Source organism: Paenibacillus sp. FSL k6-2145, assembly GCF_037976585.1.
Lineage (GTDB): Bacteria > Bacillota > Bacilli > Paenibacillales > Paenibacillaceae > Paenibacillus.
On sequence record NZ_CP150267.1, the window covers coordinates 4,721,628 to 4,743,993 of the forward strand.

At 41.8% G+C, this 22,366-nt stretch carries 24 protein-coding genes and 1 pseudogene; 24 read left to right on the plus strand and 1 reads right to left on the minus strand.

Features of this window, described 5'->3' with window-relative positions; genetic code table 11:
* The 7 genes from NZ043_RS21050 to NZ043_RS21080 all read left to right on the plus strand — a co-directional run bounded on the left by NZ043_RS21050 (position 1) and on the right by NZ043_RS21080 (position 6,348).
* On the plus strand, positions 1–1,149 hold the full coding sequence (locus tag NZ043_RS21050) for an acyltransferase (protein ID WP_339309150.1): 1,149 nt from the start codon (positions 1–3) through the stop codon (positions 1,147–1,149).
* A gap of 433 nt (positions 1,150–1,582) precedes the next feature.
* A complete protein-coding gene (locus NZ043_RS21055; RefSeq protein WP_036609188.1) occupies positions 1,583–1,957 on the plus strand; it encodes a helix-turn-helix transcriptional regulator in 375 nt (124 codons plus the stop codon).
* A 2-nt stretch (positions 1,958–1,959) separates the two neighbouring features.
* The gene (locus NZ043_RS21060) at positions 1,960–2,967 is read left to right on the plus strand and encodes a Gfo/Idh/MocA family oxidoreductase (RefSeq protein ID WP_339309151.1); all 1,008 of its coding nucleotides are present in this window, start codon (positions 1,960–1,962) and stop codon (positions 2,965–2,967) included.
* A 269-nt stretch (positions 2,968–3,236) separates the two neighbouring features.
* On the plus strand, positions 3,237–3,677 hold the full coding sequence (locus tag NZ043_RS21065) for a ribonuclease (RefSeq protein ID WP_091031755.1): 441 nt from the start codon (positions 3,237–3,239) through the stop codon (positions 3,675–3,677).
* 14 nt (positions 3,678–3,691) lie between these two features.
* Positions 3,692–3,967, plus strand: coding sequence for a barstar family protein (locus NZ043_RS21070; RefSeq protein WP_339309152.1), 276 nt, complete (start codon positions 3,692–3,694; stop codon positions 3,965–3,967).
* Positions 3,968–4,228: 261 nt separating this feature from the next.
* Positions 4,229–5,518, plus strand: coding sequence for an MFS transporter (locus NZ043_RS21075; protein WP_091031750.1), 1,290 nt, complete (start codon positions 4,229–4,231; stop codon positions 5,516–5,518).
* A gap of 134 nt (positions 5,519–5,652) precedes the next feature.
* The gene (locus NZ043_RS21080; RefSeq protein WP_091031747.1) at positions 5,653–6,348 is read left to right on the plus strand and encodes a helix-turn-helix domain-containing protein; all 696 of its coding nucleotides are present in this window, start codon (positions 5,653–5,655) and stop codon (positions 6,346–6,348) included.
* 187 nt (positions 6,349–6,535) lie between these two features.
* On the opposite strand, the gene NZ043_RS21085 is transcribed toward NZ043_RS21080, so the two are convergent.
* Positions 6,536–7,102, minus strand: coding sequence for a TraR/DksA C4-type zinc finger protein (locus NZ043_RS21085; protein ID WP_091031745.1), 567 nt, complete (start codon positions 7,100–7,102; stop codon positions 6,536–6,538).
* 198 nt (positions 7,103–7,300) lie between these two features.
* Here NZ043_RS21085 and NZ043_RS21090 point away from each other — a divergent pair, with 198 nt between their 5' ends.
* From NZ043_RS21090 to NZ043_RS21170, 17 genes and pseudogenes are all read left to right on the plus strand, one after another.
* A complete protein-coding gene (locus NZ043_RS21090) occupies positions 7,301–7,678 on the plus strand; it encodes a DivIVA domain-containing protein (protein ID WP_017689054.1) in 378 nt (125 codons plus the stop codon).
* A gap of 66 nt (positions 7,679–7,744) precedes the next feature.
* A complete protein-coding gene (locus tag NZ043_RS21095) occupies positions 7,745–8,179 on the plus strand; it encodes an Rrf2 family transcriptional regulator (RefSeq protein WP_091031743.1) in 435 nt (144 codons plus the stop codon).
* 256 nt (positions 8,180–8,435) lie between these two features.
* Entirely contained in the window at positions 8,436–8,933 is a 498-nt protein-coding gene (locus NZ043_RS21100) for a metallophosphoesterase (RefSeq protein WP_091031741.1), read from the plus strand.
* 340 nt (positions 8,934–9,273) lie between these two features.
* Complete coding sequence (locus tag NZ043_RS21105; RefSeq protein WP_133384363.1) at positions 9,274–10,188, plus strand: sugar phosphate isomerase/epimerase family protein; 915 nt, start codon at positions 9,274–9,276, stop codon at positions 10,186–10,188.
* Complete coding sequence (locus NZ043_RS21110) at positions 10,185–11,357, plus strand: Gfo/Idh/MocA family oxidoreductase (protein WP_339309153.1); 1,173 nt, start codon at positions 10,185–10,187, stop codon at positions 11,355–11,357. The genes NZ043_RS21105 and NZ043_RS21110 overlap by 4 nt, the downstream gene beginning before the upstream one ends.
* 63 nt (positions 11,358–11,420) lie before the next feature.
* Positions 11,421–12,518: a Gfo/Idh/MocA family oxidoreductase gene (locus NZ043_RS21115; protein ID WP_124114132.1), complete on the plus strand. Its 1,098-nt coding sequence runs from the start codon at positions 11,421–11,423 to the stop codon at positions 12,516–12,518.
* A gap of 328 nt (positions 12,519–12,846) precedes the next feature.
* Positions 12,847–13,476 carry a restriction endonuclease gene (locus tag NZ043_RS21120; protein WP_339309154.1) on the plus strand — a complete coding sequence of 210 codons (630 nt, stop codon included), beginning with the start codon at positions 12,847–12,849 and terminating at the stop codon, positions 13,474–13,476.
* A gap of 433 nt (positions 13,477–13,909) precedes the next feature.
* Positions 13,910–14,572, plus strand: coding sequence for a hypothetical protein (locus NZ043_RS21125; protein WP_133384366.1), 663 nt, complete (start codon positions 13,910–13,912; stop codon positions 14,570–14,572).
* 413 nt (positions 14,573–14,985) lie between these two features.
* Positions 14,986–15,426 (plus strand): hypothetical protein, encoded by a 441-nt coding sequence (locus tag NZ043_RS21130; RefSeq protein ID WP_339309155.1) that lies wholly within the window; start codon positions 14,986–14,988, stop codon positions 15,424–15,426.
* Positions 15,427–16,011: 585 nt separating this feature from the next.
* Entirely contained in the window at positions 16,012–16,731 is a 720-nt protein-coding gene (locus tag NZ043_RS21135) for a ferritin-like domain-containing protein (RefSeq protein WP_339309156.1), read from the plus strand.
* 238 nt (positions 16,732–16,969) lie between these two features.
* On the plus strand, positions 16,970–17,614 hold the full coding sequence (locus tag NZ043_RS21140) for an HAD hydrolase-like protein (RefSeq protein ID WP_339309157.1): 645 nt from the start codon (positions 16,970–16,972) through the stop codon (positions 17,612–17,614).
* A gap of 204 nt (positions 17,615–17,818) precedes the next feature.
* Positions 17,819–18,223 carry a DUF4259 domain-containing protein gene (locus NZ043_RS21145; RefSeq protein ID WP_133384370.1) on the plus strand — a complete coding sequence of 135 codons (405 nt, stop codon included), beginning with the start codon at positions 17,819–17,821 and terminating at the stop codon, positions 18,221–18,223.
* A 130-nt stretch (positions 18,224–18,353) separates the two neighbouring features.
* Positions 18,354–19,004, plus strand: coding sequence for a Type 1 glutamine amidotransferase-like domain-containing protein (locus NZ043_RS21150; protein ID WP_339309158.1), 651 nt, complete (start codon positions 18,354–18,356; stop codon positions 19,002–19,004).
* A gap of 217 nt (positions 19,005–19,221) precedes the next feature.
* On the plus strand, positions 19,222–20,001 hold the full coding sequence (locus NZ043_RS21155; protein ID WP_339309159.1) for a Cof-type HAD-IIB family hydrolase: 780 nt from the start codon (positions 19,222–19,224) through the stop codon (positions 19,999–20,001).
* A 201-nt stretch (positions 20,002–20,202) separates the two neighbouring features.
* Complete coding sequence (locus NZ043_RS21160) at positions 20,203–20,970, plus strand: nucleotidyltransferase domain-containing protein (RefSeq protein ID WP_339309160.1); 768 nt, start codon at positions 20,203–20,205, stop codon at positions 20,968–20,970.
* Between the two features lie 87 nt (positions 20,971–21,057).
* A pseudogene (locus NZ043_RS21165) lies at positions 21,058–21,521 on the plus strand (VOC family protein).
* Between the two features lie 174 nt (positions 21,522–21,695).
* The gene (locus NZ043_RS21170) at positions 21,696–22,328 is read left to right on the plus strand and encodes a hypothetical protein (protein ID WP_339309161.1); all 633 of its coding nucleotides are present in this window, start codon (positions 21,696–21,698) and stop codon (positions 22,326–22,328) included.
* Positions 22,329–22,366: the final 38 nt, after the last annotated feature.

A 22,366-nucleotide genomic window follows, 5' to 3' on the forward strand; every position in this document is an offset into this window, starting at 1 on the left:
ATGCCTCGCAAAGAACGAATTACAGAAATAGAGAGCTTAAGGGGAATTGCCTTTGGAGCGGTCGTTCTCCAGCATTCCATCGCACATTACTCTCTGGTCCCGGAAACGAGACTGGAGGATGGCGTGTTACTGGCCATACTGCTGATGCTCTCCAAATTTGCAGTTCCTTTATTCATATTCATAACAGGGATGGTACTGTTTTATAACACGGGAGACAAGCTGCACTATGGCCAGTTCATGAGAAAAAGAGTAAACGACGTCATCGTACCTTATCTGATCTGGTCATTCATTTATTTTACACTTGCACCGCGTGGCTGGACAGGATTTGGATGGAATGACATCCCGGACCTAGGCCTGAAGTTGATTACTGGCAAAACGACTTCACACTTTTGGTACATCATTATGTTGATCCAGTTTTATCTGTTATTTCCGCTCTTCTTACGTGCAATTCGTTATGTATATAACCGATATGAGGCCAAGGGGCGTATGATCGCATTATTGATTTCTGGCGTGGTGTATCTGGTGCTTGCAGATCAATTAGGTAACATCGCCAAATTCATGGAACGGCTGAATATCCCGGTGCTGACAGATGCTTTTACAACGTATGCAGACCGCAATTTCCTCTATTTTTTTATTTATTTTGTGCTAGGTGCAGCCGCGGGGTTATCCGTCCAGCATTGGAATGAATGGATTCATCGATTGCGCTGGATATACTGGACAGTGTTTATTGTTCTGGGTCTGCGGTTTACTTACTTATTAATGCTGGAGTTTCAGAAGCCGGAAGGAATCAAAATTACATTCTACACAGTCAGCTTGATCCGCCCTGATATGGCACTCTTTCTGATCGCTTCCATTATGGTCATGTACCAGCTGGCCGGGAAACTGCATAACCTCAGGGCTACACGATTGCTGGGATGGATTGGTGGTGTATCGTATGGCGGTTATCTGATGCATATGTTGATGCTGCGGTACAGCTACATTCCGGATGAGTTGTTCTATGTTGCTATGGGCTTGAACCCTGTCGTTCGAATGATCATTACCTGGTTGTTGGCTCTTACATTATCCTGTGTGCTGACATGGCTCATCTCGCGCATAAGTTGGGGCAAATGGATTGTGGGAACTGTCCCCAAGCCTGCCCGCAACAAATGAATCCATCAACATATGAAAAATTCATAACAGAATCACAACTGTACAGGATTGTACAGGGTCAATGCCGGTATAGGAATTCAGGATTGGCTACACAGGATTCAGGTATGCAGGATACAGGATTCAGGAGTACAGATGTACAGATGTAACAGCCTCTGCACAGTCTTATGATTAAAATTTTAAAATTCGATCGAACGACTCGCTGAGTTCCTGAAATAAAACAAACTTTCCAATAATATTTAAAATTTCAATACATGAAAAATTCACAACAGAAAATCTTTTTCCGTGCTACCTCAGGCTAACCCGTATTCACACGATTTCTTTCTCACCTTCTTTGAAGGTGGATAAAAGGGAGGCAAAGCGGAGAAAGATGGCAGAACCCGAACATAAGTTTTATAATACTAGATATATAGGTTCTGACAGGAGGGGAATGAACGTGGCTTTTATGATTGCACAGCGGGCATTTATCAAGCTGTATCTAATTACGATGGTTGAACAGCACAGGGGGTATGGTTACGAGATGCTGGAGGCGATGAAGCAGGAATTCAAAGACTACGGTTATGTTCCACCCCAGAGCGAGGTATATCGGGCACTGCATGAATTGGTACAGCAGGGGGTATTTTATCGCACGAAGAAGCTGAAAGGTAATGATCCTAAGGTCGATTTTCAGGAAATCGTTTTATATCATTTCACGGATGATGGTGCGGAAAAAGCTGAGTTATACAAGAAACAGGTCAAAACGGATTTGGATCGTTGTCTCGGCATGTTACACAAGGCAGAAGAGGACAATTACGGTACGAAAGGAAGATGAGCATGAACAGACAGTTACAGTGGGGTGTACTCGGTACGTCAACCATTGCCAAAAATGCAGTCATTCCGGCAATCCAGCAGTCCGAACGTGGTGAGGTGTTGGCGATTGCCAGCCGCAGCAAAGAAAAGGCGGATACCCTTGCCGAGGAACTCGGCATTGCCAGATCATATGGCAGTTATGAAGAGCTCATCGCTGATCCAGATATCGAAGCCGTCTATATTCCTTTGCCTAACCATATGCACAAAGAATGGACCATCAAAGCGGCACAGGCTGGCAAACACGTGTTGTGTGAGAAACCAGCAGCCCTGAATGCAGATGAATCGGCAGAAATGGTTGAGGCGTGTGAGCAGCATGGTGTTCTTTTTGCAGAAGCGATTATGTATCGATATCATCCCAAGCATAGACGTGTGCAAGAGATTATAGCTAGTGGGGAGATTGGTATCGTTAGAGCCATCCATGGTAACTTTACGTGTAATACCGCTGATGACAAGGAAAATGTAAGGTTCAAAAGAGAGATGGGCGGCGGATCATTATTCGATCTTGGCGTGTATCCGATCTCGGCAGCCCGGATGTATCTGGGACAGGAACCGGAAGCGGTGACCGTACACGCTCTATTCTCGGACGAGCATGATGGCGTGGATATGATGGCGTCGGGACTGGTAGAATTTCCGAATTCGGTAGCCTTAACTTTTGACTGTGGCATGTGGGCTTCAGGTCGAGCGGAGATGGAGATTCTCGGGACGGAAGGGCGGATTGAACTGCCAAAAGTGTTCGGCTGGGAGAACAGTGATATTCCACCTCAGATTATTGTGCACACCGATTCGGTCAGCCGTGAGGAGCGTGTATCGGTGTCGAATTCCTATGTGCTTCAGGTAGAGACATTTGCAACGGCTGTACTTGATGGAGCAGCTCTACCTTTCAGTCCGGAAAATACCATTCAAAACATGCGCGTTATTGATGCATGCCTGGAATCGGCTCGAACTCGTCAACGTGTGCAGCTGATCGATTAGATTAAGTCAAGTCAATTTACACATACTGGTAAATGCAGACTCCATCTTCAGGGATGAGAGTCTTTTTTCTGTCTTAAAATGTTACAATTATAATATTTTACAATTTAATCGTCTGAATTTTATATTTCTACCAAATTGATGTGATATAAATAGTCATGAGATGACTCGTTTACATAATCTAGCAGAAGGCACAACTAGAAAAGTTACAGCTTGCAGGATGCATATCGTGACAACGTTCATCTACTTTGAAGGATCGGGAGGCCGGATTGATGAAAAAGTTGATATCCACCGCATTACTGGCATTGTTGTTAACGTTTGTTTTCCTCACAGGTTCACAGTTCACTCCAGTCGGACAGCAGAAGGCATCTGCTGCAACATGTACCATCATCAATACGTTTACGGGTGTAGCAAATTATTTGAGTGCAAACGGAACGTTGCCATGTAACTTTATTACCAAATCACAAGCAACAGGACTCGGCTGGGTAGCTTCACAAGGAAACTTGGCAGTAGTGGCTCCTGGGAAAAGTATCGGCGGAGACGTATTTGGCAATCGGGAGGGGCTTCTGCCTTCAGCAAGTGGACGTACATGGCGCGAAGCGGATATTAACTATACTTCCGGCTTCCGTAATTCGGATCGGATTGTGTACTCCAATGATGGACTCATCTACAAAACGACAGATCACTATGCATCATTTACACGCATGAAGTAGAGGAAGGAGCAGCCATGAACACCGTGATTCTGGATGGAGAAGATTTTGCTAGTAGCGCTGAACTTCATCAGCAATTAAAGGATAAGTTGAAGCTGCCGGATTTTTATGGGGGTAATCTCGACGCTCTATGGGATTGCCTGACGGGTACGGTTGAACTTCCACTAGAGTTAAGATGGACCAACTACCGAATCAGCGAAGAACGACTGGGGAATGAAGCAGGCCGGGTACGTGATTTGATGTTGGAGGTACAGGCTGAACAGCCTGGATTTCAATTGCGTGTTGAGAAGTAGGCAGCAAATAAAGGCAGTTCAAATATAATCCGTCCAGCCGAGCAGACCACATGTGGTCTGTTTTTTTGTGTTATAGGAGGTTGTTCGAAAAGGTTGTTCAAAAAGTCTTTGTGTTGATTACGAATCATCTGAAAGTAGAGCGAGATTTTACTTTACTTACTTATCGTTAAAATTATTTTCACGAAGGTATTGATTTCTGCATAACTTACGTTAAAATAAAATTAACATGAAAAATATTTTAACGTTAGGGAGTGGAAGTTCATGAATGATAGCACAGCCGTAGGCAAGCAAGGTATAGGGGAATTAATACGAATCAAGCCTTATATGCAGTTTATGCTTAGTAAAGTTGTATCCCGATTTGGTGATTCCATTGATTCGATTGCCTACAGTTGGATGGTGTACATTTTGACCGGTTCAAAAGTGCTGATGGGTACATTGCTGGCGGTAAATTTCTTGCCCAGTATCTTTCTGGGTCTGTTTGCCGGGGCTTTGGTAGATCGCATGTCTCTCAAAAAAGTGATTGTGATCACCAATACCGGCCGGGGGTTGTTCGTGGGTATTACAGCGCTGCTGTTTGGACTGGGGCAACTCGAAGTCTGGCATCTGTTTGTCATCACGATTCTGAATTCTTTGCTGGAATGCTTCACTACTCCTGCGGAAGTGTCCAGTGTTCCCCGATTGCTTCCCCAATCGATGCTGCTTTCGGGGAATGCCATGTCCTCTTCCGCAACCCGAGTGGCCGAACTCGCAGGACTTGCAGTAGCTGGTACTCTTATTGCTTCAATAGGAATTGCCTGGACGATCCTGATTGATGCGGGGTTGTTTGCGCTTAGTGCTTTAATAATGAGTCGAGTTGGCTACCCTGAAGATTCAAAATCTGCTAACAATGAAGATAAGACATCATCTGATATGAATTCTGTTCCATCCGAAAAACGTAGTATATTCTCCGAAATGGCGGAAGCTTTTTATTTTCTCCGTAAACATGCCTTATTATTAATTGTCTCCATCTTGTTTGCCTTCGTTAATTTCTGCCTGATGCCGTTCAATGTGCTCCGTACACCCTATGTGATTGAAACGTTGCATGCTGGCGCCGGGGGATTAAGTCTGCTCAGTGGACTGATGGTAGGAGGCATGGTGCTTGGTGGGGTGTGGATGACGCAAAGGGGTGCCAATTATCGTAAAAGTGTTCTGGTCATCAGTGGTGTTGTTATGTTGGGTCTCAGTTATGCCATGACGGCACTCCCGGCTTATATGACGTCCTTCCAACTGCCTGTTGCAGCAGTCTTTTGTCTTCTGATGGGATTGGGTATTCCACTGGCTACGACCCCGCTGGCGACGTATCTGATGGAAGTTACCCCTTCCGAAATGCTGGGCAGAGTGTATGCTCTACAGAGTATGCTCGTCGTGAGTGTCGCCCCCCTTGGAAGCCTGGCTTCGGGAGCACTTGCAGATTGGATGAGCATGCCTGTTCTGTTTATCGTCTTCGGTATTATGCTTGCCATGTCCGCAGGTATGCTGTTATTTAGCAAAAGTTTTCGAAGTGCTCTGTGAAGTATATTCAGAAGCAATCATTTGCTGATTTTCTGTATCCATTCATTTCCGGCTCGTTTTGACCGAAGCCCAGACGGAGCGGTATAATAGAGACATTGATGGACAACAGGTACCCCGGAAATGAGGATACAGGAATGGAGCACAAGGTTCTTTCAACCATTGAAGAAATTAAAATCTACTCCGATCCGTATCGGATACAGATTATGAATATGTTTAACAAGCAGGGCAGACCATCCACTGTCAAAGAGATCGCCGACCAGATGGGTGAGGTGCCAGCCAAAGTTCACTATCATGTAAAAAAGCTGGAGAAAATTGGTCTACTGACGATCGTTTCCACGCGTGAGATTAATGGGATTATCGCAAAATACTACGAACCATTCACCGGAGAGATCCATCTCCGTCATGAAGATGAAGACAATGAAAATTCACCACTGAAACAGGTGTTTCGGTCTGAAACCCTCAAATTATTAAATGAGATGTTCGAACAGAGTCGTCAGCGGTTCATGCATCAGGCGGAAAACGAAGATCGGATGTTTCTCTCGGACATGACGCTGTATGCAACCCGTGAGGAAGTAGAGCAGTTGTATAAAAACATCATAAAACTCTGTGAACCCTATACAACGAAGGAGAATCAACAAGGGGAACATGAGGTGTTTCAGTTATTTTCTGCCCTTTCTAAACCTATAATGCAGACACCTGTTTCCAAGACAGCAGATGCAAAAGAGAAAAAAAAAGCTGCGTCAGGTAAGGCCAAATCAACTGGGAAATCATCTGGATCTGTTTCGAAACGGCAGGAATCTGCATCATCTGGTAATGAGTCGGAAGAATAAGCGGACGGAAAGTGTTCAGTGATTTTGTTGGAAGTAAGTAACGGCAACACGTGTGTGACTACATTGGAGAAAACTAGAAAAAGCCGCCATTGGCGGCTTTTTGATGCGTGATGAGGATGGCTACGGGTGGAGCAGCCTATTGAATTCAATTTAATTTTGACGCTTACCGTTTCAGTTCATAACGATGTTACATGTTCTCATCATAGCCCTTCACATCACGTTTGGCTGCGGTTGCGGGGGAGTTGGATGTACCATATTCTTCGACCGCTTCCCAGGCATCTGCGTTGTCGAACTTGCCGGCCCGCTGCTGTCTTCCTTCTCCCGCACCACTTGGAGGCATGGTCATTACTTCCTCTTCAACGGGCCGATCGTTGCTTATCTCCCGGTTAGGCGTGTCATCAATACAGTAAGCGGTATAAGGGATAGCCTCAAGTCGTTCGAAGGGGATATCTTCTCCGCACGTTACACAGGTTCCATATGTACCTTGCTCCATACGTTCCAATGCGTCGTTCACTTGATTGAATTCGTCTGTTAATGTATCGTCAATTGCCAGATCACGGCTACGTTCAAATGTTTCTGTACCGGCATCTGCCGGATGATTATCATAGGAGGACAGCTCACCGGTTGAATCTTTCAGCGACTCGACTGGAGCACCGTCTTCCATGCTGGATTCAAAATGACGCTGCAAGTTTTCACGTTGCTCCAAAAGGGCGTTTTTCAGTTCTTGGCGTTGATCTTTAGTTAATGTACTCATAAGGACATGCTCCTTTCCCGTTGTGGGGTGTAGTGAGTCTTTACCCGAATTGGATGAAAAGCAATCATTTCGTAAGGAATAGGGCTGTATCATTTTATATCTGACGGATTATGTGTTATAAAAAATAGAGAGAGAAAATGCCGTATGTTCTTTACAGGAAATAGAACCACGGCTTGGCTTATAATGGAGGTTGTCAATATGGATGAACATATGAAACGAAGATTGGATAAACAGAGACAATTGTTCAAACAATTGGGTGTGCAGCTAGATGCGTTATCGATTCATGAAAAACAATTTAATTATAAACTTCGTGGTTATGATCCGGATGAGGTAGATGCTTATCTTGATCTGGTCATCAAAGATTACGAACGTTTCTATGCCAATATTGCAGATCTGATGGACAAATGGCAAGAACAGCAGTTAACGATCCGTGATCTCAAGTCGTCCGCGAAACCGGTGGAAGATCCGACCAAGATTGATCGCAAACAGCTGGATGATATTGTGAAACAACTGGAATACAGTGTGCGACAGCTCAAGATCAGAGCACGTCCTGAAAAGGATCTGTTTTCTGAATAAAAGAAGGATCTGTTCTCTGAATAAGGTCAGCATGTCTTGGATTATATCAAATAAAGGTGGTTAATCATGAGTACTCATTTTTCGGTCAGTGTGCATTGTTTGTTGTTATTGTCACTCAGCGCGCCTGAACGAATCACGTCTGCACATATTGCAGGTAGCGTGAATACCAACCCTGTCGTCGTCAGACGTATTCTGGGCGGGCTGAAAAAGGCAGGATTGGTGAACTCCTCTCCTGGAACAAGAGGCTTCTACTTAGCGAAGCCATCAAGTGAAATCACATTAGCCATGATCTATCAGGCTGCCAAGGACGAAGGCCCATTGTTCCCGATTCACGGCAATTGTAACCCGGATTGTGAAGTGGGCTTGCATATTGACAGCTTGCTGACCAATCTGTATCAGGTTGCCGAGGAGAAGGTAGAGCAGTTCTTTGCATCCATTACACTCGAAGATATGGAACGTTCCAGTTCCCAGATGCAAGCTGTTCCATCACAGACAGAATAGATTGCAATAAAGACTTAAAGTGCATGTTCAAAAAGGGTGGTTTTCAGTACCGAGAAGATGGGATGAAGCTAGAAATGGAGTAGCGGAGCGTAGGAAACTACGTGAGCAACTACAATGTTTCCGTAGGAAACAACCTTCGTAAGCATATGCTTATTTCGGCTGAATTCCATATTCGATGCTGCGATGCGATTAGGCATCCTTCGTAATCAAAAGCGAACTTTTTGAACGACCTCTTAAAGGAAAGGTGGGTTGTTATATGAAAATTGTAGTAATCTCTGACACGCATTGTTCACGTAAATCACAGAAATTACCGGCTAGGCTCCTTGAGGTACTGTCCAGTGCCGATCTCATTCTTCATGCTGGTGACTGGTCGGATTGGAGCGTATACCCATTGCTTAGTGAGTATGCACCAGTTGAAGGTGTAGCTGGTAATACGGACCCGTCCGAAATCGCTGAAAAACTGGGATATTCCCGTATTGTTGAGGTGGAAGGAATTCGTCTGGGGCTTGTGCACGGTCATCTGGGATCAAAGGGTACGGAGCAGAATGCAATTCATACCTTTGCAGGCCAGCATGTGGATGCTGTGATCTACGGACACTCACATATCCCGGTGATGCATACCGTGGACAACACACTGGTATTTAATCCGGGGTCGCCTACGGATCGGCGTTTTCAGAAGCAATACTCATTTGGCATCATGACTATAGATCAGGGGAAAATACAGGCTGAACACGTGTTCTTTGATCGGGATTAGAGAGATATGCGCTGGTTGCAAGTCGGAAGAGTACAAGTACCAGAATACCCAGCTTCTGAAGTCGCGACTGGATAACTGATAGGGAACCTTTTCATCAAACATCCTATATATAATTATTGTACAAGGCATCTTTGAACAGAATTGAAATCTGTTCCAAGGATGTCTTTTTTGATTTTTGATCACATCATTCTCTTGGAAGTTATCTCTGAATGGGGAATGTGCTCTGTTCGTTATCTGTCATTCATCTGTTGGCGTTTTCCCCTATGGTCACGTTCAGTGTGGTGATACAATGCCTTTACGACATGAATTGAATACGTTTACATAAGGAGATGGAACATAGATGAAATTGTCTGTATTCACCGTAGCTACCCCAGATTTGAATGCAGAAGAGTTGGCATCAGCTGCAGCAGCAGCCGGGATCGATGGAATCGAGTGGCGTTTTCGCGGAATTCCTGAGTATGCGATATCCGAGGAACCTTCTTACTGGAGAAATAATCGATGCTCGGTAGATCCGAGTCGCTGGGAGGAACAGATTCCTGTTTTCCGTGAAGCGGCGGTAAGCCAAGGTAGAAGATCCATTGCACTCGTACCGTATCTGAATTGTGGTGATCTGTCTGCTACAGAGCAGGCGTTTCAGGCTGCAGCAGGGTTAGGAGCTTCGATGATGCGTGTTGGTGTTCCCGGATATGATCGCAAGACCAGTTATCCTGAGTTGTATCGTAAAGCCGTTCATTATCTGAGTGAAGTACAGGATCTAGCCAAACAGTACAAGATCAAGGCCCTTGTAGAGACGCATCATCAGACGATTGCACCGACAGCTTCGCTGGCCTATCGACTGGTGCAATCGCTGGACCCGCAGCATGTTGGTGTATTGTACGATCCGGGCAATATGGTGCATGAAGGATACGAGAATCATCGGATGGGACTTGAGTTGCTAGGTCCGTATCTGGCTCATGTGCATGTGAAGAATGCCGGGTGGTTTGAAGCAGAAGCGAATGATATGCAAAAGGCTAATGTGACTGAAAAGAGCAACGAAATGAGTCTGAATACACCTTGGAAATGTCACTGGACACCGTTGACTGAAGGCATGGTGGATTGGGTACAGATGTTCCGGGATCTGAGAGCCGTTGGATATGACGGATACTACGGAATTGAGGACTTTAGTGGTGCCTTGGACTCCAAGGCGATGTTACAGCATTTTGCAGATGTATTCACTGAAATTAAGCGTCGTGTGGAAGAGGGGGAGCAGGCATGAGTATCGTACGAGTAGCCGTGATTGGTATTGGAAATATGGGAGCATCACATGCCAGAACATTGGTGGCCGGAGAAGTACCAGGTGCAGAACTGGTCGCCGTATGTGATGTAAGAAGAGAGATGGAGAGCTGGGTATACAGTCATCTTCCGGCTACGGTCACCTATTGGCAGGATGCAGAGCAGATGATGGCTTCGGGTACGATTGATGCGGTTATTATTGCAACGCCGCACTATGACCATCCGGAGCAGGCTATTCAGGCTTTCCAGCATGGCTTGCATGTCATGATCGAGAAGCCAGCTGGCGTATACACGAAACAGGTGCGCAAGATGAATGAAGCTGCAACAGCCAGCGGCAAAGTCTTTTCCATGATGTACAACCAGCGGACCAATCCACTCTACATCAAGCTGAGAGACTTGATTGCTTCGGGGGAACTGGGAGAGGTACGGCGTACCAACTGGATTATTACGAACTGGTACCGATCCCAGAGTTACTATGATTCCGGCGGCTGGCGGGCAACTTGGGCAGGGGAAGGTGGCGGTGTACTGATTAACCAGGACCCGCACCAACTGGATCTGTGGCAGTGGACCATCGGCATGATGCCGGTGCGAATGCGTGCTTTCTGTTCGTTTGGCAAGTATCGGAATATTGAAGTGGAAGATGATGTAACGGCTTATGTGGAGTATGAAAATGGCGCAACAGGTGTCTTCGTAACGACTACTGGGGAAGCGCCAGGTACGAACCGATTTGAGGTTAACGGAGATCGAGGGAAAATCGTAATCGAAGATGGAAAGCTGACGTTCTGGCGACTTCGGGAATCTGAGCCTGAATTCAACCAGCGGTTTACCGGAGGTTTTGGACAGCCTGAATGTTGGAAATGTGAGATTCCGATTACCGGTGTGGAAACGGGGCATCCGGGTCTGATTCGCAACTGGGTTGATGCGATTCGTACAGGCGCACCCCTTATTGCTCCTGGTGAGGATGGTATACACGGATTAACGTTATCAAACGCTATGCTGCTGTCTACCTGGACGGATAACTGGGTGGATCTGCCGATCGATGAGGATCTGTTCTATGAGCATCTGCAGGAACGCATTGCTGGATCAACGACGAAGAAAGACAAGGCATTCAGTGGCAGTCAACCTGCTGATCTGAGTCAGACGTTTAAATGAAGATGATTTGATATATAAGACGAGTTCATTGTAATCAACATTTTATAATAAGGATGGGATGACATGGCTAAAGACGGGATGTTCTATGCACCAAAAAGTGTTACAAAAGAGGTCGTATGTGGCCCGGGTGAGTTCACGATTGCTGCTGTTGCGCTGGATCATGGACACATCTACGGCATGGTTGGGGGATTGTTGGAGGCTGGAGCTACCCTCAAGTGGGTGTATGATCCGGACCCGGCGAAGGTAGCGGCATTTCAGAAGCAGTTCCCACAGGCTCAAGTTGCTGGATCTGAAGCCGAAGTGCTTGCAGATGATGAGGTGTTATTGGTGGCAAGTGCAGCGATCACTTCAGATCGTGCACCGCTTGGTATGAGAGTTCTGGCCGCAGGCAAGGATTATTTTACAGACAAAGCACCGTTTACTACGCTGGAGCAATTAAAGCTTGCACGAGAAGAAGTGAAGCGAACAGGCAAAAAGTACATGGTGTATTACAGTGAACGACTGCATGTAGAAAGTGCGATCTATGCGGGGCAGCTCATCGAACAAGGGGCAATCGGCAAAGTAGTTCAGGTTATGGGAACGGGACCACATCGCTTAAATGCAGGAGGAAGACCCGACTGGTTCTTCAAGCATGAGCAGTATGGCGGCATTCTCTGTGATATCGGGAGTCACCAGATCGAACAATTTCTGACGTTTGCCTCATGTACAGACGCGGAGGTAGGGTTCAGTCGTGTGCATAACTTCAATCACCCACAGTTCCCGGAACTGGAAGACTTCGGCGAAGCTTCTCTGATTGGTGACAACGGAGCGTCCGGTTACTTCCGAGTGGACTGGTTCACACCGGATGGTCTGGGCACATGGGGCGATGGGCGTACAGTTATTCTGGGAACGGACGGTTATATCGAGTTGCGGAAGTATATTGACATCGCAAGGGAATCTCAGGGGGATCAGGTGTACCTGGTCAATCATGAAGGGGAGTACCGCTACAATGTAAAAGGCAAGGTCGGTTATCCGTTCTTCGGTCAGCTCATTCGCGATTGTTTGGATCGCACCGAGACAGCCATGACACAAGAACATGCATTCAAAGCGGCAGAACTCTGCCTGATTGCACAGCATAAAGCGATGAGCGAGCGCGTGGTGTGGAGTAGCGGAGCGAAGTAAATGTTTTAGGTGAAGGGGAGCAAAGGTTGATCACTAAAGGTTATCCGTAATTCTTCTATTGTTGAGTGAAGAAAGAGCAGCCCAAATGTTAAACTGCATCCTACATGTTAGTTATGGCTAACATATGGGACAGTTCACGGGGGCTGCTTTTTTTGAGTATGTTTGTGACTTCGCAGATGGATTAATATGGGTTATATTATATGTAGTTCGGATATTGTTTGAAAAGAGAGGTATTTACGAAGTTCGTATATATGATGTTATAGGAAATCGGTAAGAACTATCAATTAAAGGTATAGAAGAGTATTAAATAATTATTGGAGGGAAGAAAATGACTTCAAAAATTGATATTTTATTTGAAGAGCTTTTTGGATTCAAGCCTAAAAAAAGTGGAGAAGCATATGAGAAAATTTCAGCCGCTGTTATGAAATTGCTACACAAAGATAGCAAGGTGACGCATGATGAAAAACTTAGAGGAGAGTTTAGCGACACATTATATCAAATAGATGTGATGCTAGAAGAGGAAGCCAAAAAAAGAATGGGCGAGGCGAAGGATTATACTGTGAAGGGAGCAAAAGTAGGGAGAGGAGATATTCAAAAGTTAAGCGGAGCTTTAGTGGATCTAAATGAAGTAACAGGTGGAGCATTCTTTTCTGCAACGGACTATACAAAGCCAGCCATGGAATATGCAGAAGCAAGTTCGAAGATGTTTGGGAAGGATATACAATTGTACAATTTAAGACCGTCAACAGAGTTAGATGAAGAAGGAAGAATAATGAAGATTCTTGTAATTATAAGTATCTTTACTCCCAAAGATGATGAGATTGTTTACACACCAATTTTTTCGGAGAACGGAAAAGACAAGATTGACCAATTGATAAAAGAAGGAAAATTAGTAGAAGGTAAAATTCAAGTTCTTATAGAAAATTTTTATGATGAGAATAGAAATGTTATCACGTAGTTAAGTGAATTATCATCCACTAATATACAAAATGGTTTTGAGGATATGGCACAGGGTTCTTTTTGGTTGAAAGGGAAATTTCTTGAGATTTCTGGTCATTGATTGAATTGTTAGGATTATCATATTGTATTCCATTTTCAAAGACTGATGAAACAATTGAAGTTGATCCTTATGGGAAGCATAAATTATTAATAAGAAATCAAGACGGAAGTATTAATAAATTGATTACTGATGAAGAGATTAGAAAAAGCATAAAAGGGATCAATTGAATAGATTATAAACCTTTAAAGCACCGACATCCTATAACATAATATTCACGCTGCGGACATACGTCCTTGGTCCGGCATTTGCCGGACACTCGACATGCGTCGAGTCGTGAATACAGAAACGTTAGATGAAAGCCACGAAGAACATTTTTAAAGGAGGTGATTAAATGAATTCAACTTGGCTGGAAAGAGTGAAAAATAATATCCTCCCTGTAAGTGAAGAACAAATTGATGTGCTAAAGGCTTTAAAAGAATGGGTTTACGAAGGTGATATGTATGATGTTGAAATTGCAGAAGAAACGTGTGAATTATGTGATCATCCACACATTAGATATCAATTTGAAATTGTAAATATAATTAATTCAAATACACTTCAAATAGGGTCAGAATGTATCAATAGATTTGAGATTGGAGTGCTTGATAATAAAGGGGTGCTACTATCCTCTGAGAAAGCAAAAAAGAAAGTGAATAAAGATAAAAACAAGCTAGTAACCGAAGCAAAAGTAAAAAGTGTAATTAATTCCTTAGTAAGTCTCTCAAAAGTTGATAATGAATTTGAGATTGAAAGCTTTATTAAATACTTAAAAGATAATGGAGCCTTTACTCCAAAACAGCTTTCAACATTAATTTGGAGGTTGGAAAAGTACAAAATAAATCATATAAAGTCCCATTTTAAATTGACTATTAAGAAAAATAAGGATAAAGACCAACTTCTTGAATTAGCAGATTATAAAGTGAAGCAAATGTGGGATTGTCTTTCTAGTTCTCAGAAAAATTTTTATTCGGAGAAACAGAAGCTAAAGAAAATGATAAACAACTTGCCTCTATAGTAATTCAAGAAGTCGTGACCACCATCTAACATCATATCCACGCATCGGAACCTTACAGCTCCTGGGTCCGCAAGAAGCGGATTGTCAAGGGAAGCAGATTCAGAGGACACATCCGCCCCTGACGGGGCTTAAATCGGTGGGACGTCGTGGATACAGTAACGTTATACGCAACCCCTTAAGAATGTTAAACCATGCAACCAATTAATAACAAATAATAAATATAGGTGAAAGAATACATTTACACGTAGCAGTTGAAAACCAAGATGAACGGAATATTAGAAGGTGTACCATATAACAATAAATTTCCACATCGTTAGTTATGCTCCTTGGTCATCAAGAGAAATACCAGAGAAGCGGATTCATAATAAAGTGCAAACTATAGAATATTTCTATTATGCGAAAGAGAGGATCAAATGAATTATCATTTTGGCTTTTCATGGAAGGGTCTGATAATCTTTTTATTGCCAATGATACCAAATGTATTTTATTTTTTTATTCCTGCGTCAGATATATCAGGAAACAATGCAAATAGCCATTTGATTTTAGATGTTTTGGAGCACGGAAGTCAGGCGATATTTTTCTTTCTTCTGATATTTGTTGTAAGAAAACAAGCATCTGAAATGCGATGTCCTTATATAATTGGTATGGCAATAATGTTGATTTTTTATTATGGGCTATGGATATTGTATTTTACAGGCAACGCAAACTCGATTGTTTTTTTGGGGATGGCCGTTCTCCCGGTAGTATATTTTATATTAGCTGAGATTTGGCTTCAAAATTATCTGGCTATTATACCAACAGTACTTTTTGGTATTGTGCATGTCATTAATACATATGTGTCTATTGCGAATTAAAGGGAGGACAACAATCCTCTTAAATTTTGATTGTGCGTTCAGCATGTATTCTATATCAAGGATTAGGTCTCGAATGGTGAGGTTAGAAGTAAGCCATAGCTTAAGGCAGGGGTGTCCAACGTGAGCAGGAATCTGAAATAAGCCATCGGCAAATCTCCGGTCCGAGGAACACGAGCCTCTTATAAGGCTAGCATTCATTGGATGAAGTTACTAAACAAACCAAAGTTGATACTGCTGAAGGCGTACGAGAGTAAATGAGGGGATCTTTCCTATGCGGAAACGGATTTGATAGGAGCAAAAGATAGAACCAAGAGACAAAACACGTAAAGACATATTAAATACATAAAACACACAAGACATATAAGGATGTGGAATCGAAGAAGAAGGGGCAGCGTATAACAATGCATTTTGCTTCGTCGCTGACGTTCCTCGGTCTTCAAGAGGGATTTCGGAGAAGTGGAATCAGGCGACACATCCAACCGGCTAAGTGGCAAAGCCACCCGGACCTCCGGTCCTTGAGCCGTTTGGACGTCAGAAATGCGCAACGTTATCTGACATAAAACTATTACATTTTAGGAGCAAATAATGAATATCACTTTCTCGGCATGGGTTCAATATTATCGAAGAAATAATCAAAACCTCAAATATATTCATTGGGATGACAACTATAAATTAACAACTAATGAAAGAGAAATAATCATTAAGTCAATTCAACAGTTTCAATTAGGAGAAAACTCTGAAGGTAAACATCTAATTAAACGTGCGCAAGAATATGTACATCAGACACTAGATCAGGATTACTATGAAGCGCTTATAGAATTCATTAAAGAAGAACAGAGGCACGCTAGAGATCTAGGCAGATTTATGAAGTTACAGGGAATCCCACTCCTCCGTAGACATTGGGTGGACAATGTATTTAGAAGATTACGTCAATATGCGAGTCTAGAACAATCAGTCATTGTTCTATTAACTGCTGAGATCATTGCTAAGTTGTACTATAAAGCTTTGCAAAAATCTACAAAGTCAGAAGTATTAATAGATTTATGTAATCAGATTTTAAGTGATGAGGAGAAACATGTTCAGTTTCAATCCGAAACTCTTCATAAATTTGCTCAAAATAGGAACGTTCTCTTTAACAGAATAGTTTATATCCTTCGTAGAATCCTTTTTGAAGGAACGCTAATTATAGTGTGGTATCAACATAAGCCTGTATTTAAAGCTGGGGGATATAAACTCAAAAGTTATTACTATGAATGCCGTCATGAGTTTAACCTAACAAAGAAGATTATAGCTAATTCACTGTAGAGGTTTACGTCAGATAACATTATATCCAAGCTTTGGATTCTGGCGCTCCCTCGGTCAGCCCGAAGGGAATTGGCAGGGAAGTGGAATCAGGCGGACACATCCGCACGGACTAACCGCATCGCGGTCGCTCCCTAACGTGGCTTAAGTCGGTGGGGCGTCGTGGATACAGTGACGTTATAGGAAATCAGCGTATAAAAATACAAAATAAATTTTTCAAACTCTGAATAGGAGTGAAATCATGCTGGAAGCGGTTATTTTCGATATGGATGGTACACTATTTCAAACAAACAAAATCTTAGAGTTATCGTTAGAAGAAACGTTTTCTGTCTTGAGGTCTCGTAACGAATGGTCGAGTGAAACTCCAACTCAAAAATATCGTGAAATTATGGGAGTTCCTCTACCAGTAGTTTGGGAAACGCTACTACCGAACCATTCAAACGAAATCAGACGAATTGTGGACGAGATCTTCCTAGAGAAGCTAATTGCAAATATTAATTATGGCAAAGGTGCGCTTTATCCGCATGTCAAAGAAGTTTTTGATTTTTTAAAACAGAAAGACTGCTTAATTTTTATTGCAAGTAATGGACTAATCGAATACCTCAATGCTATCGTTAACTGTTACAAGTTAAATAATTGGGTGACAGAAACCTTTAGCATCCAACAAATAGAGACTCAGAATAAGGATGACTTAGTTAGATATATCCTTATGAAATATCACATCAACAACGCTGCTGTAGTTGGTGACAGGATCTCTGATTTCAATGCAGCAAAAAACAATGGATTGAAGGCTTTTGGTTGTCGATTTGACTTTGCCCAAGAATGGGAGCTTAAACAAGCGGATTATATTATTGATGATTTACTTGAATTGAAAAAATATATTTAACATCATGGGAAGTGGAATATTTGTGTAAGTGTTATGGAAGAATACACTGACATCCTATAACATCATATTCAAGTAGCGGCTCCTCACGGAGTTTTGGTCTGCAAGGATTTCGTTCGGCAGACACCCCCTACGGGGTTCATGAATACAGGAACGTTATGTCCCTAAGAGCTTTAAAACATAATGACACTTTTTGGAGGTTAATTGATGGGAGCATGGGGAACTGGAATTTTCGAGAACGATGATGTATTAGATTGGAAGGCAGATTTACTTGATTCTGATGACATCGAATTAATTGAAGAGACGATTGAAGAAGTATTAGAAGAAGATTATATTGAGTCAGATTTAGCTTCCAATGCTTTAGGCGCAATTGAGATCCTTGTAGCATTACAAGGTAATCCTGGGACAGAAATTTTGAATAATCAAAGTAATACAGAGGATCTATATGACTGGATTGATAAACATAAAGGTAAAGGAAAAAAACTCATTTCAAAAGCTAAACGAGCAGTTAAGAAAATTAAGAAAGATTCAGAACTAAAAGAGCTGTGGGAAGAATCAGAAGAATACCCGATCTGGTTAAATACAATAAATGACTTAGAAAATCGATTATAAAGAAATTGATAGCTTTTCGAGAAGAGGGAACTTCACATAACAAAATATTCAAGCTGTGGCTCCGTTGGAGCCGTGGTCTGCTGGAAGGGTTCCGATGAGGCAATTTCGGCAGACAACCCCTTTGGGGTTCATGAATAAAGAAACGGGGATTTCAATGAGTAGCTTGTTACTAACCTCTTGTGGTTTTTATACTGAAGATATTAAAAGTCAATTTCTGGATTTTATTGATGGAGATATTTCTCAATTAAAAGTCTCAATTATTACAACAGCATCCCCTAGAAAAGAAACTAATAGATATGCACAAAGAGCAATGCAAGAGTTTAAGGACATGGGATTTCAGCATATCAATTTTGTAGATATTGAATTTGATGACCCGCAAATTCTCTTACATAGAGACGTTATATATATTAATGGTGGAAATCCATTTACATTATTGTATTACGCGAAGAAAAGTGGTGCTGATGAAATTATTAAAACACTGGCCGCACAGAATGTAATTATAGTTGGAGTAAGTGCAGGAACATTATTACTGGGGCCGAATATCAACATTGTGGATTTCTTTACTCCACAGATGAACAAAATGGATTTAACGGATTTTAAGGCATTAGGTGTAACCGACAAGCTTATTTTTCCTCACTATGATAGAGAGGACATATTTAAAGATAGTACTAATAAAACAATTGAAGAGAGAATAGTAGAATTTGAATGCAATGAGAACTGTAAGGTGACAAGGCTTAAAGATGAAGAATATATCTTAATCTTAATGAACCAAGCACATTGAAAGTAGCCCGAAGAACACCTGAAATCTTGCCAACAGCGTATTCACGCTGCGGGGCTAGCCCCTTGGTCTGTCAGCGGGATTTCGAGTAAGTAGTATCCAGCAGACAACTCCTGTGAGGATAAGTCTTCGACCCAGTCGCTCCTTTAAGTCTCTCTGGTTCGTAAATACAACAACGGTAGATAAAATAACGAAGAAGTTTGTATTGGGAGTTGATTCATTGAAGTATTCAACTGTAGTTCTTGACTTGGACGGAACATTATTAAATTCAAAAAAAGAAGTATCTAAGAGAAACGTAGATGCGGTCTTATCTTGTTATCAGAAAGGAATGAGAATAATATTTGCAACAGCTCGACCGCCCAGGGCGGTTAATTGGTTGCTTCCACAAGGATTAGTAGATATCGGGGCTTTTGTATATTACAACGGAGCTCAAGTGATATGTAAGGAAACCAAGATAGAAATTAACGAATCAATCCCTGCTAATGTAACTACAGAAATTCTTGATTACTGTTTGAAGTGTGACCCTCAAATTGAGCTGACTATGGAAGTGAAGGATGAGTGGTTTAGTTTAAGAGAACTTGATTATATCAGCTCAATGAACACACAATCAAACCCCATAGTAAAACCCTTAAAAGAATTAAAGCAATATGATGCTACGAAGATACTTCTGACTGGCAATAATCACAATTCTGGATTGATTGAAAAATTCCAGGGTAGAGTGAATATACTAATTACGGATAATAATAAACTAGTACAAATCATGCCTCTTCTGGCATCGAAGGAAATGGCAATTACTAAACTCTGTGAATTATATAATGTAGAATTGGATTCCGTTATTGTATTTGGTGATGATCATAATGATGTAGGCCTGTTTAAGATGGCGGGATATTCTATTGCTATGGGAAATGCGATTAGGGAATTGAAGGAAATCGCTGATGAAATAACCGTTAATAATGATGAAAACGGTGTTGCTGTATGTCTAGAAAGATTTTGTGGGTAACTCAAGGTTACTTTATCTCACAGTACATGCATACACCGTCGCACTTGCTCCTCGGTCGCCAAGAAGGATATCGGAGAAGTTGATTAAGGCGACACATTCAATCAGCTAAGTCTATTGACCCGTTCCCTACGGTAAGCTGCTTGAACGTCAGGAATACAACAACGTTAGCCGAAAGAAGTTCTTATTTTAGGAGGAGTCTATATGATATTAGAAAAAGTTATAAATAGAATTGCAATACAAAGTGAATATAAGGATTTGGTTGATAAGTATGTGGATCATATTCTTAACGAATTCAAAGATAAGATTCATAGCATTTATATGTGTGGCTCGATTCCCAAAGGAACGGCTCAACCTTTTAAGTCAGATGCAGACTTTACTATTGTATGTGCAAATCCCCAAGATATTGATTACGAGAGATTGTCAAATATCAAAGACAGGCTTTTGGAAGAATATCCATTCGTCACTAAGATGGATACGATCATTTGCTCGATTGATGATGTATTAAGTAGACCGAATGATTGGGGTTTTTGGGTTAAGATCATTTGTGTTTGCATACATGGGGAGGACATTGGTGAAAAAGTACCCCCGATCATAATTTCTCCAGAGTTCATTTTAGACTTAAATACAGATACCAAGGAGGAAGTAGATCGTGTACATCGTTCACTTTCTAATGTTAGTGATCACTCAATGAAAACTAGATATATTAAAGGTTACTCTAAGAGATTAATTCGTGCATTATACTCTTTGGTTTTAGAAGATACAGGGGTATGGGAAGATGAAATCATTAAGATGAAGAATGCCATATTAAACTATTGTGAGATTAACTCCGCTTTAGTTGAGTATCTGTATGCTTGTTACTTGGATAGCGATGTATCTGTTGAAGAGTTTCTGGAAATCGCAGATGAAGTATATAGCTATTTTGAGAACGCCTTAAACACAATGGCTGCTTCCAGAAATTTATTTGGCTAACAACATATTGACGCTCGTAGTCACTCTGAGAAGCGATTCAGCCCCTAAGCCCGTCGGGACATCACTGGCAAGATTGAAAGGAGAAAAATGATACTTGGGTTGTATGAAGCACATTTACCAGTAAGTAACTTACATCAATCGATCGAATTTTATTCTAAATTAGGATTAGAGCTGGCCTGGAGAGATGAAGATACAGCTTTCTTCTGGATTGAAAAAGAAAAGAGTTGGGTCGGTCTATGGCAAGGCGAAGAGTATCTCACTTCTTATCATCCATCATTAAGGCATATAGCATTTCGAGTGAGTTATGAAGATCTTAAAGACAGTGTGAAATGGCTTCAAACTATTGAAATAGAGCCTGTCCCATTTGGAAAAAGAGATTCAATAAATCCATTTGTAAGGCCTAATCAGGGAAATGCTTCGGTCTACTTCAATGATCCAGATGGAAATAGTTTAGAATTATGTGTTTTGTAAGTGTCCCTGAAAACTTAAAGAATATAGCCAATAAATTATCAATCGAAGAATGGGAAGATCTTTTGAAAGATAAAAACTAAAGAATGTATGGGGGAGTTAAAAGAAGTATCAGCATCAGATAACATAATATTTACGCTGCGGCTCCTGCGGAGTCTTGGTCTGCAGGGTGAAAGCGCTTCATCATATATTCAACTACGTTGAACGATGAATATAGAAACGTTAAGCGAAATAATTGCTAGTGGAAGGAGATTTAAATGCATATTAGAGGAATAATTCTTGAAGGATACTCCAATGCCGGGAAGACTTCAGTATTAAAAGCAATTAAACGTTATCAATCACAAGAAGAATCCTCAGAACGGAGCGTAGTTATTCTTGGAGAACATTATTCTCAAATTTTGAATAATAAACATGGAGAATATGTAAGTCTGACCCGAGAAGGACACATTGAGTTACTTAAAGAGCGGGTTGAAATGCTAAAGAAACTTAACGAATGGGCAATTCAACTTGGTCCTGCATCTAGAGGATCTAGGGGACTATTTTATGTTCTGGAAAGGTTTCATTTAAATCATAGAGCCGCATTTGTAGATTCGGATTTGGATGAGATAAATAAAATAGAAGAACAGCTTGAGTCTTTAGGTGCCAAGTGTATTTTGCTTACAATCTCGCCCGAAGTCGTAGAAGAAAGAATTAAAAGTAGACAACCCGAAGAATGGATCTATAAAACAGAAGAAGATGTAAGATCGTCGGTAAATGAATTATTAAAAATCCAAAATGTTTTAAGACATCAAGCTCAAATCTCAAGAGTGCCAACAATAGAAATCAATACAGATGGTAAGGATTGGGATGAGTATGTAAGGGTAATCATGAAGGGCAACGACATCGCCTAACCACATGTTCAAGCTCAGTCAAGTGCACAATGTAAAAC

Excerpts from the sequence above, each read along its gene's own strand:
- NZ043_RS21050 (WP_339309150.1), top strand. The coding sequence starts at position 1 with ATGCCTCGCAAAGAACGAATTACAGAAATAGAGAGCTTAAGGGGAATT.
- NZ043_RS21060 (WP_339309151.1), top strand. The coding sequence starts at position 1,960 with ATGAACAGACAGTTACAGTGGGGTGTACTCGGTACGTCAACCATTGCC.
- NZ043_RS21065 (WP_091031755.1), top strand. The coding sequence starts at position 3,237 with ATGAAAAAGTTGATATCCACCGCATTACTGGCATTGTTGTTAACGTTT.
- NZ043_RS21070 (WP_339309152.1), top strand. The coding sequence starts at position 3,692 with ATGAACACCGTGATTCTGGATGGAGAAGATTTTGCTAGTAGCGCTGAA.
- NZ043_RS21075 (WP_091031750.1), top strand. The coding sequence starts at position 4,229 with ATGAATGATAGCACAGCCGTAGGCAAGCAAGGTATAGGGGAATTAATA.
- NZ043_RS21080 (WP_091031747.1), top strand. The coding sequence starts at position 5,653 with ATGGAGCACAAGGTTCTTTCAACCATTGAAGAAATTAAAATCTACTCC.
- NZ043_RS21085 (WP_091031745.1), bottom strand. The coding sequence starts at position 7,102 with ATGAGTACATTAACTAAAGATCAACGCCAAGAACTGAAAAACGCCCTT.
- NZ043_RS21090 (WP_017689054.1), top strand. The coding sequence starts at position 7,301 with ATGGATGAACATATGAAACGAAGATTGGATAAACAGAGACAATTGTTC.
- NZ043_RS21095 (WP_091031743.1), top strand. The coding sequence starts at position 7,745 with ATGAGTACTCATTTTTCGGTCAGTGTGCATTGTTTGTTGTTATTGTCA.
- NZ043_RS21100 (WP_091031741.1), top strand. The coding sequence starts at position 8,436 with ATGAAAATTGTAGTAATCTCTGACACGCATTGTTCACGTAAATCACAG.
- NZ043_RS21105 (WP_133384363.1), top strand. The coding sequence starts at position 9,274 with ATGAAATTGTCTGTATTCACCGTAGCTACCCCAGATTTGAATGCAGAA.
- NZ043_RS21110 (WP_339309153.1), top strand. The coding sequence starts at position 10,185 with ATGAGTATCGTACGAGTAGCCGTGATTGGTATTGGAAATATGGGAGCA.
- NZ043_RS21115 (WP_124114132.1), top strand. The coding sequence starts at position 11,421 with ATGGCTAAAGACGGGATGTTCTATGCACCAAAAAGTGTTACAAAAGAG.
- NZ043_RS21120 (WP_339309154.1), top strand. The coding sequence starts at position 12,847 with ATGACTTCAAAAATTGATATTTTATTTGAAGAGCTTTTTGGATTCAAG.
- NZ043_RS21125 (WP_133384366.1), top strand. The coding sequence starts at position 13,910 with ATGAATTCAACTTGGCTGGAAAGAGTGAAAAATAATATCCTCCCTGTA.
- NZ043_RS21130 (WP_339309155.1), top strand. The coding sequence starts at position 14,986 with ATGAATTATCATTTTGGCTTTTCATGGAAGGGTCTGATAATCTTTTTA.
- NZ043_RS21135 (WP_339309156.1), top strand. The coding sequence starts at position 16,012 with ATGAATATCACTTTCTCGGCATGGGTTCAATATTATCGAAGAAATAAT.
- NZ043_RS21140 (WP_339309157.1), top strand. The coding sequence starts at position 16,970 with ATGCTGGAAGCGGTTATTTTCGATATGGATGGTACACTATTTCAAACA.
- NZ043_RS21145 (WP_133384370.1), top strand. The coding sequence starts at position 17,819 with ATGGGAGCATGGGGAACTGGAATTTTCGAGAACGATGATGTATTAGAT.
- NZ043_RS21150 (WP_339309158.1), top strand. The coding sequence starts at position 18,354 with ATGAATAAAGAAACGGGGATTTCAATGAGTAGCTTGTTACTAACCTCT.
- NZ043_RS21160 (WP_339309160.1), top strand. The coding sequence starts at position 20,203 with ATGATATTAGAAAAAGTTATAAATAGAATTGCAATACAAAGTGAATAT.
- NZ043_RS21170 (WP_339309161.1), top strand. The coding sequence starts at position 21,696 with ATGCATATTAGAGGAATAATTCTTGAAGGATACTCCAATGCCGGGAAG.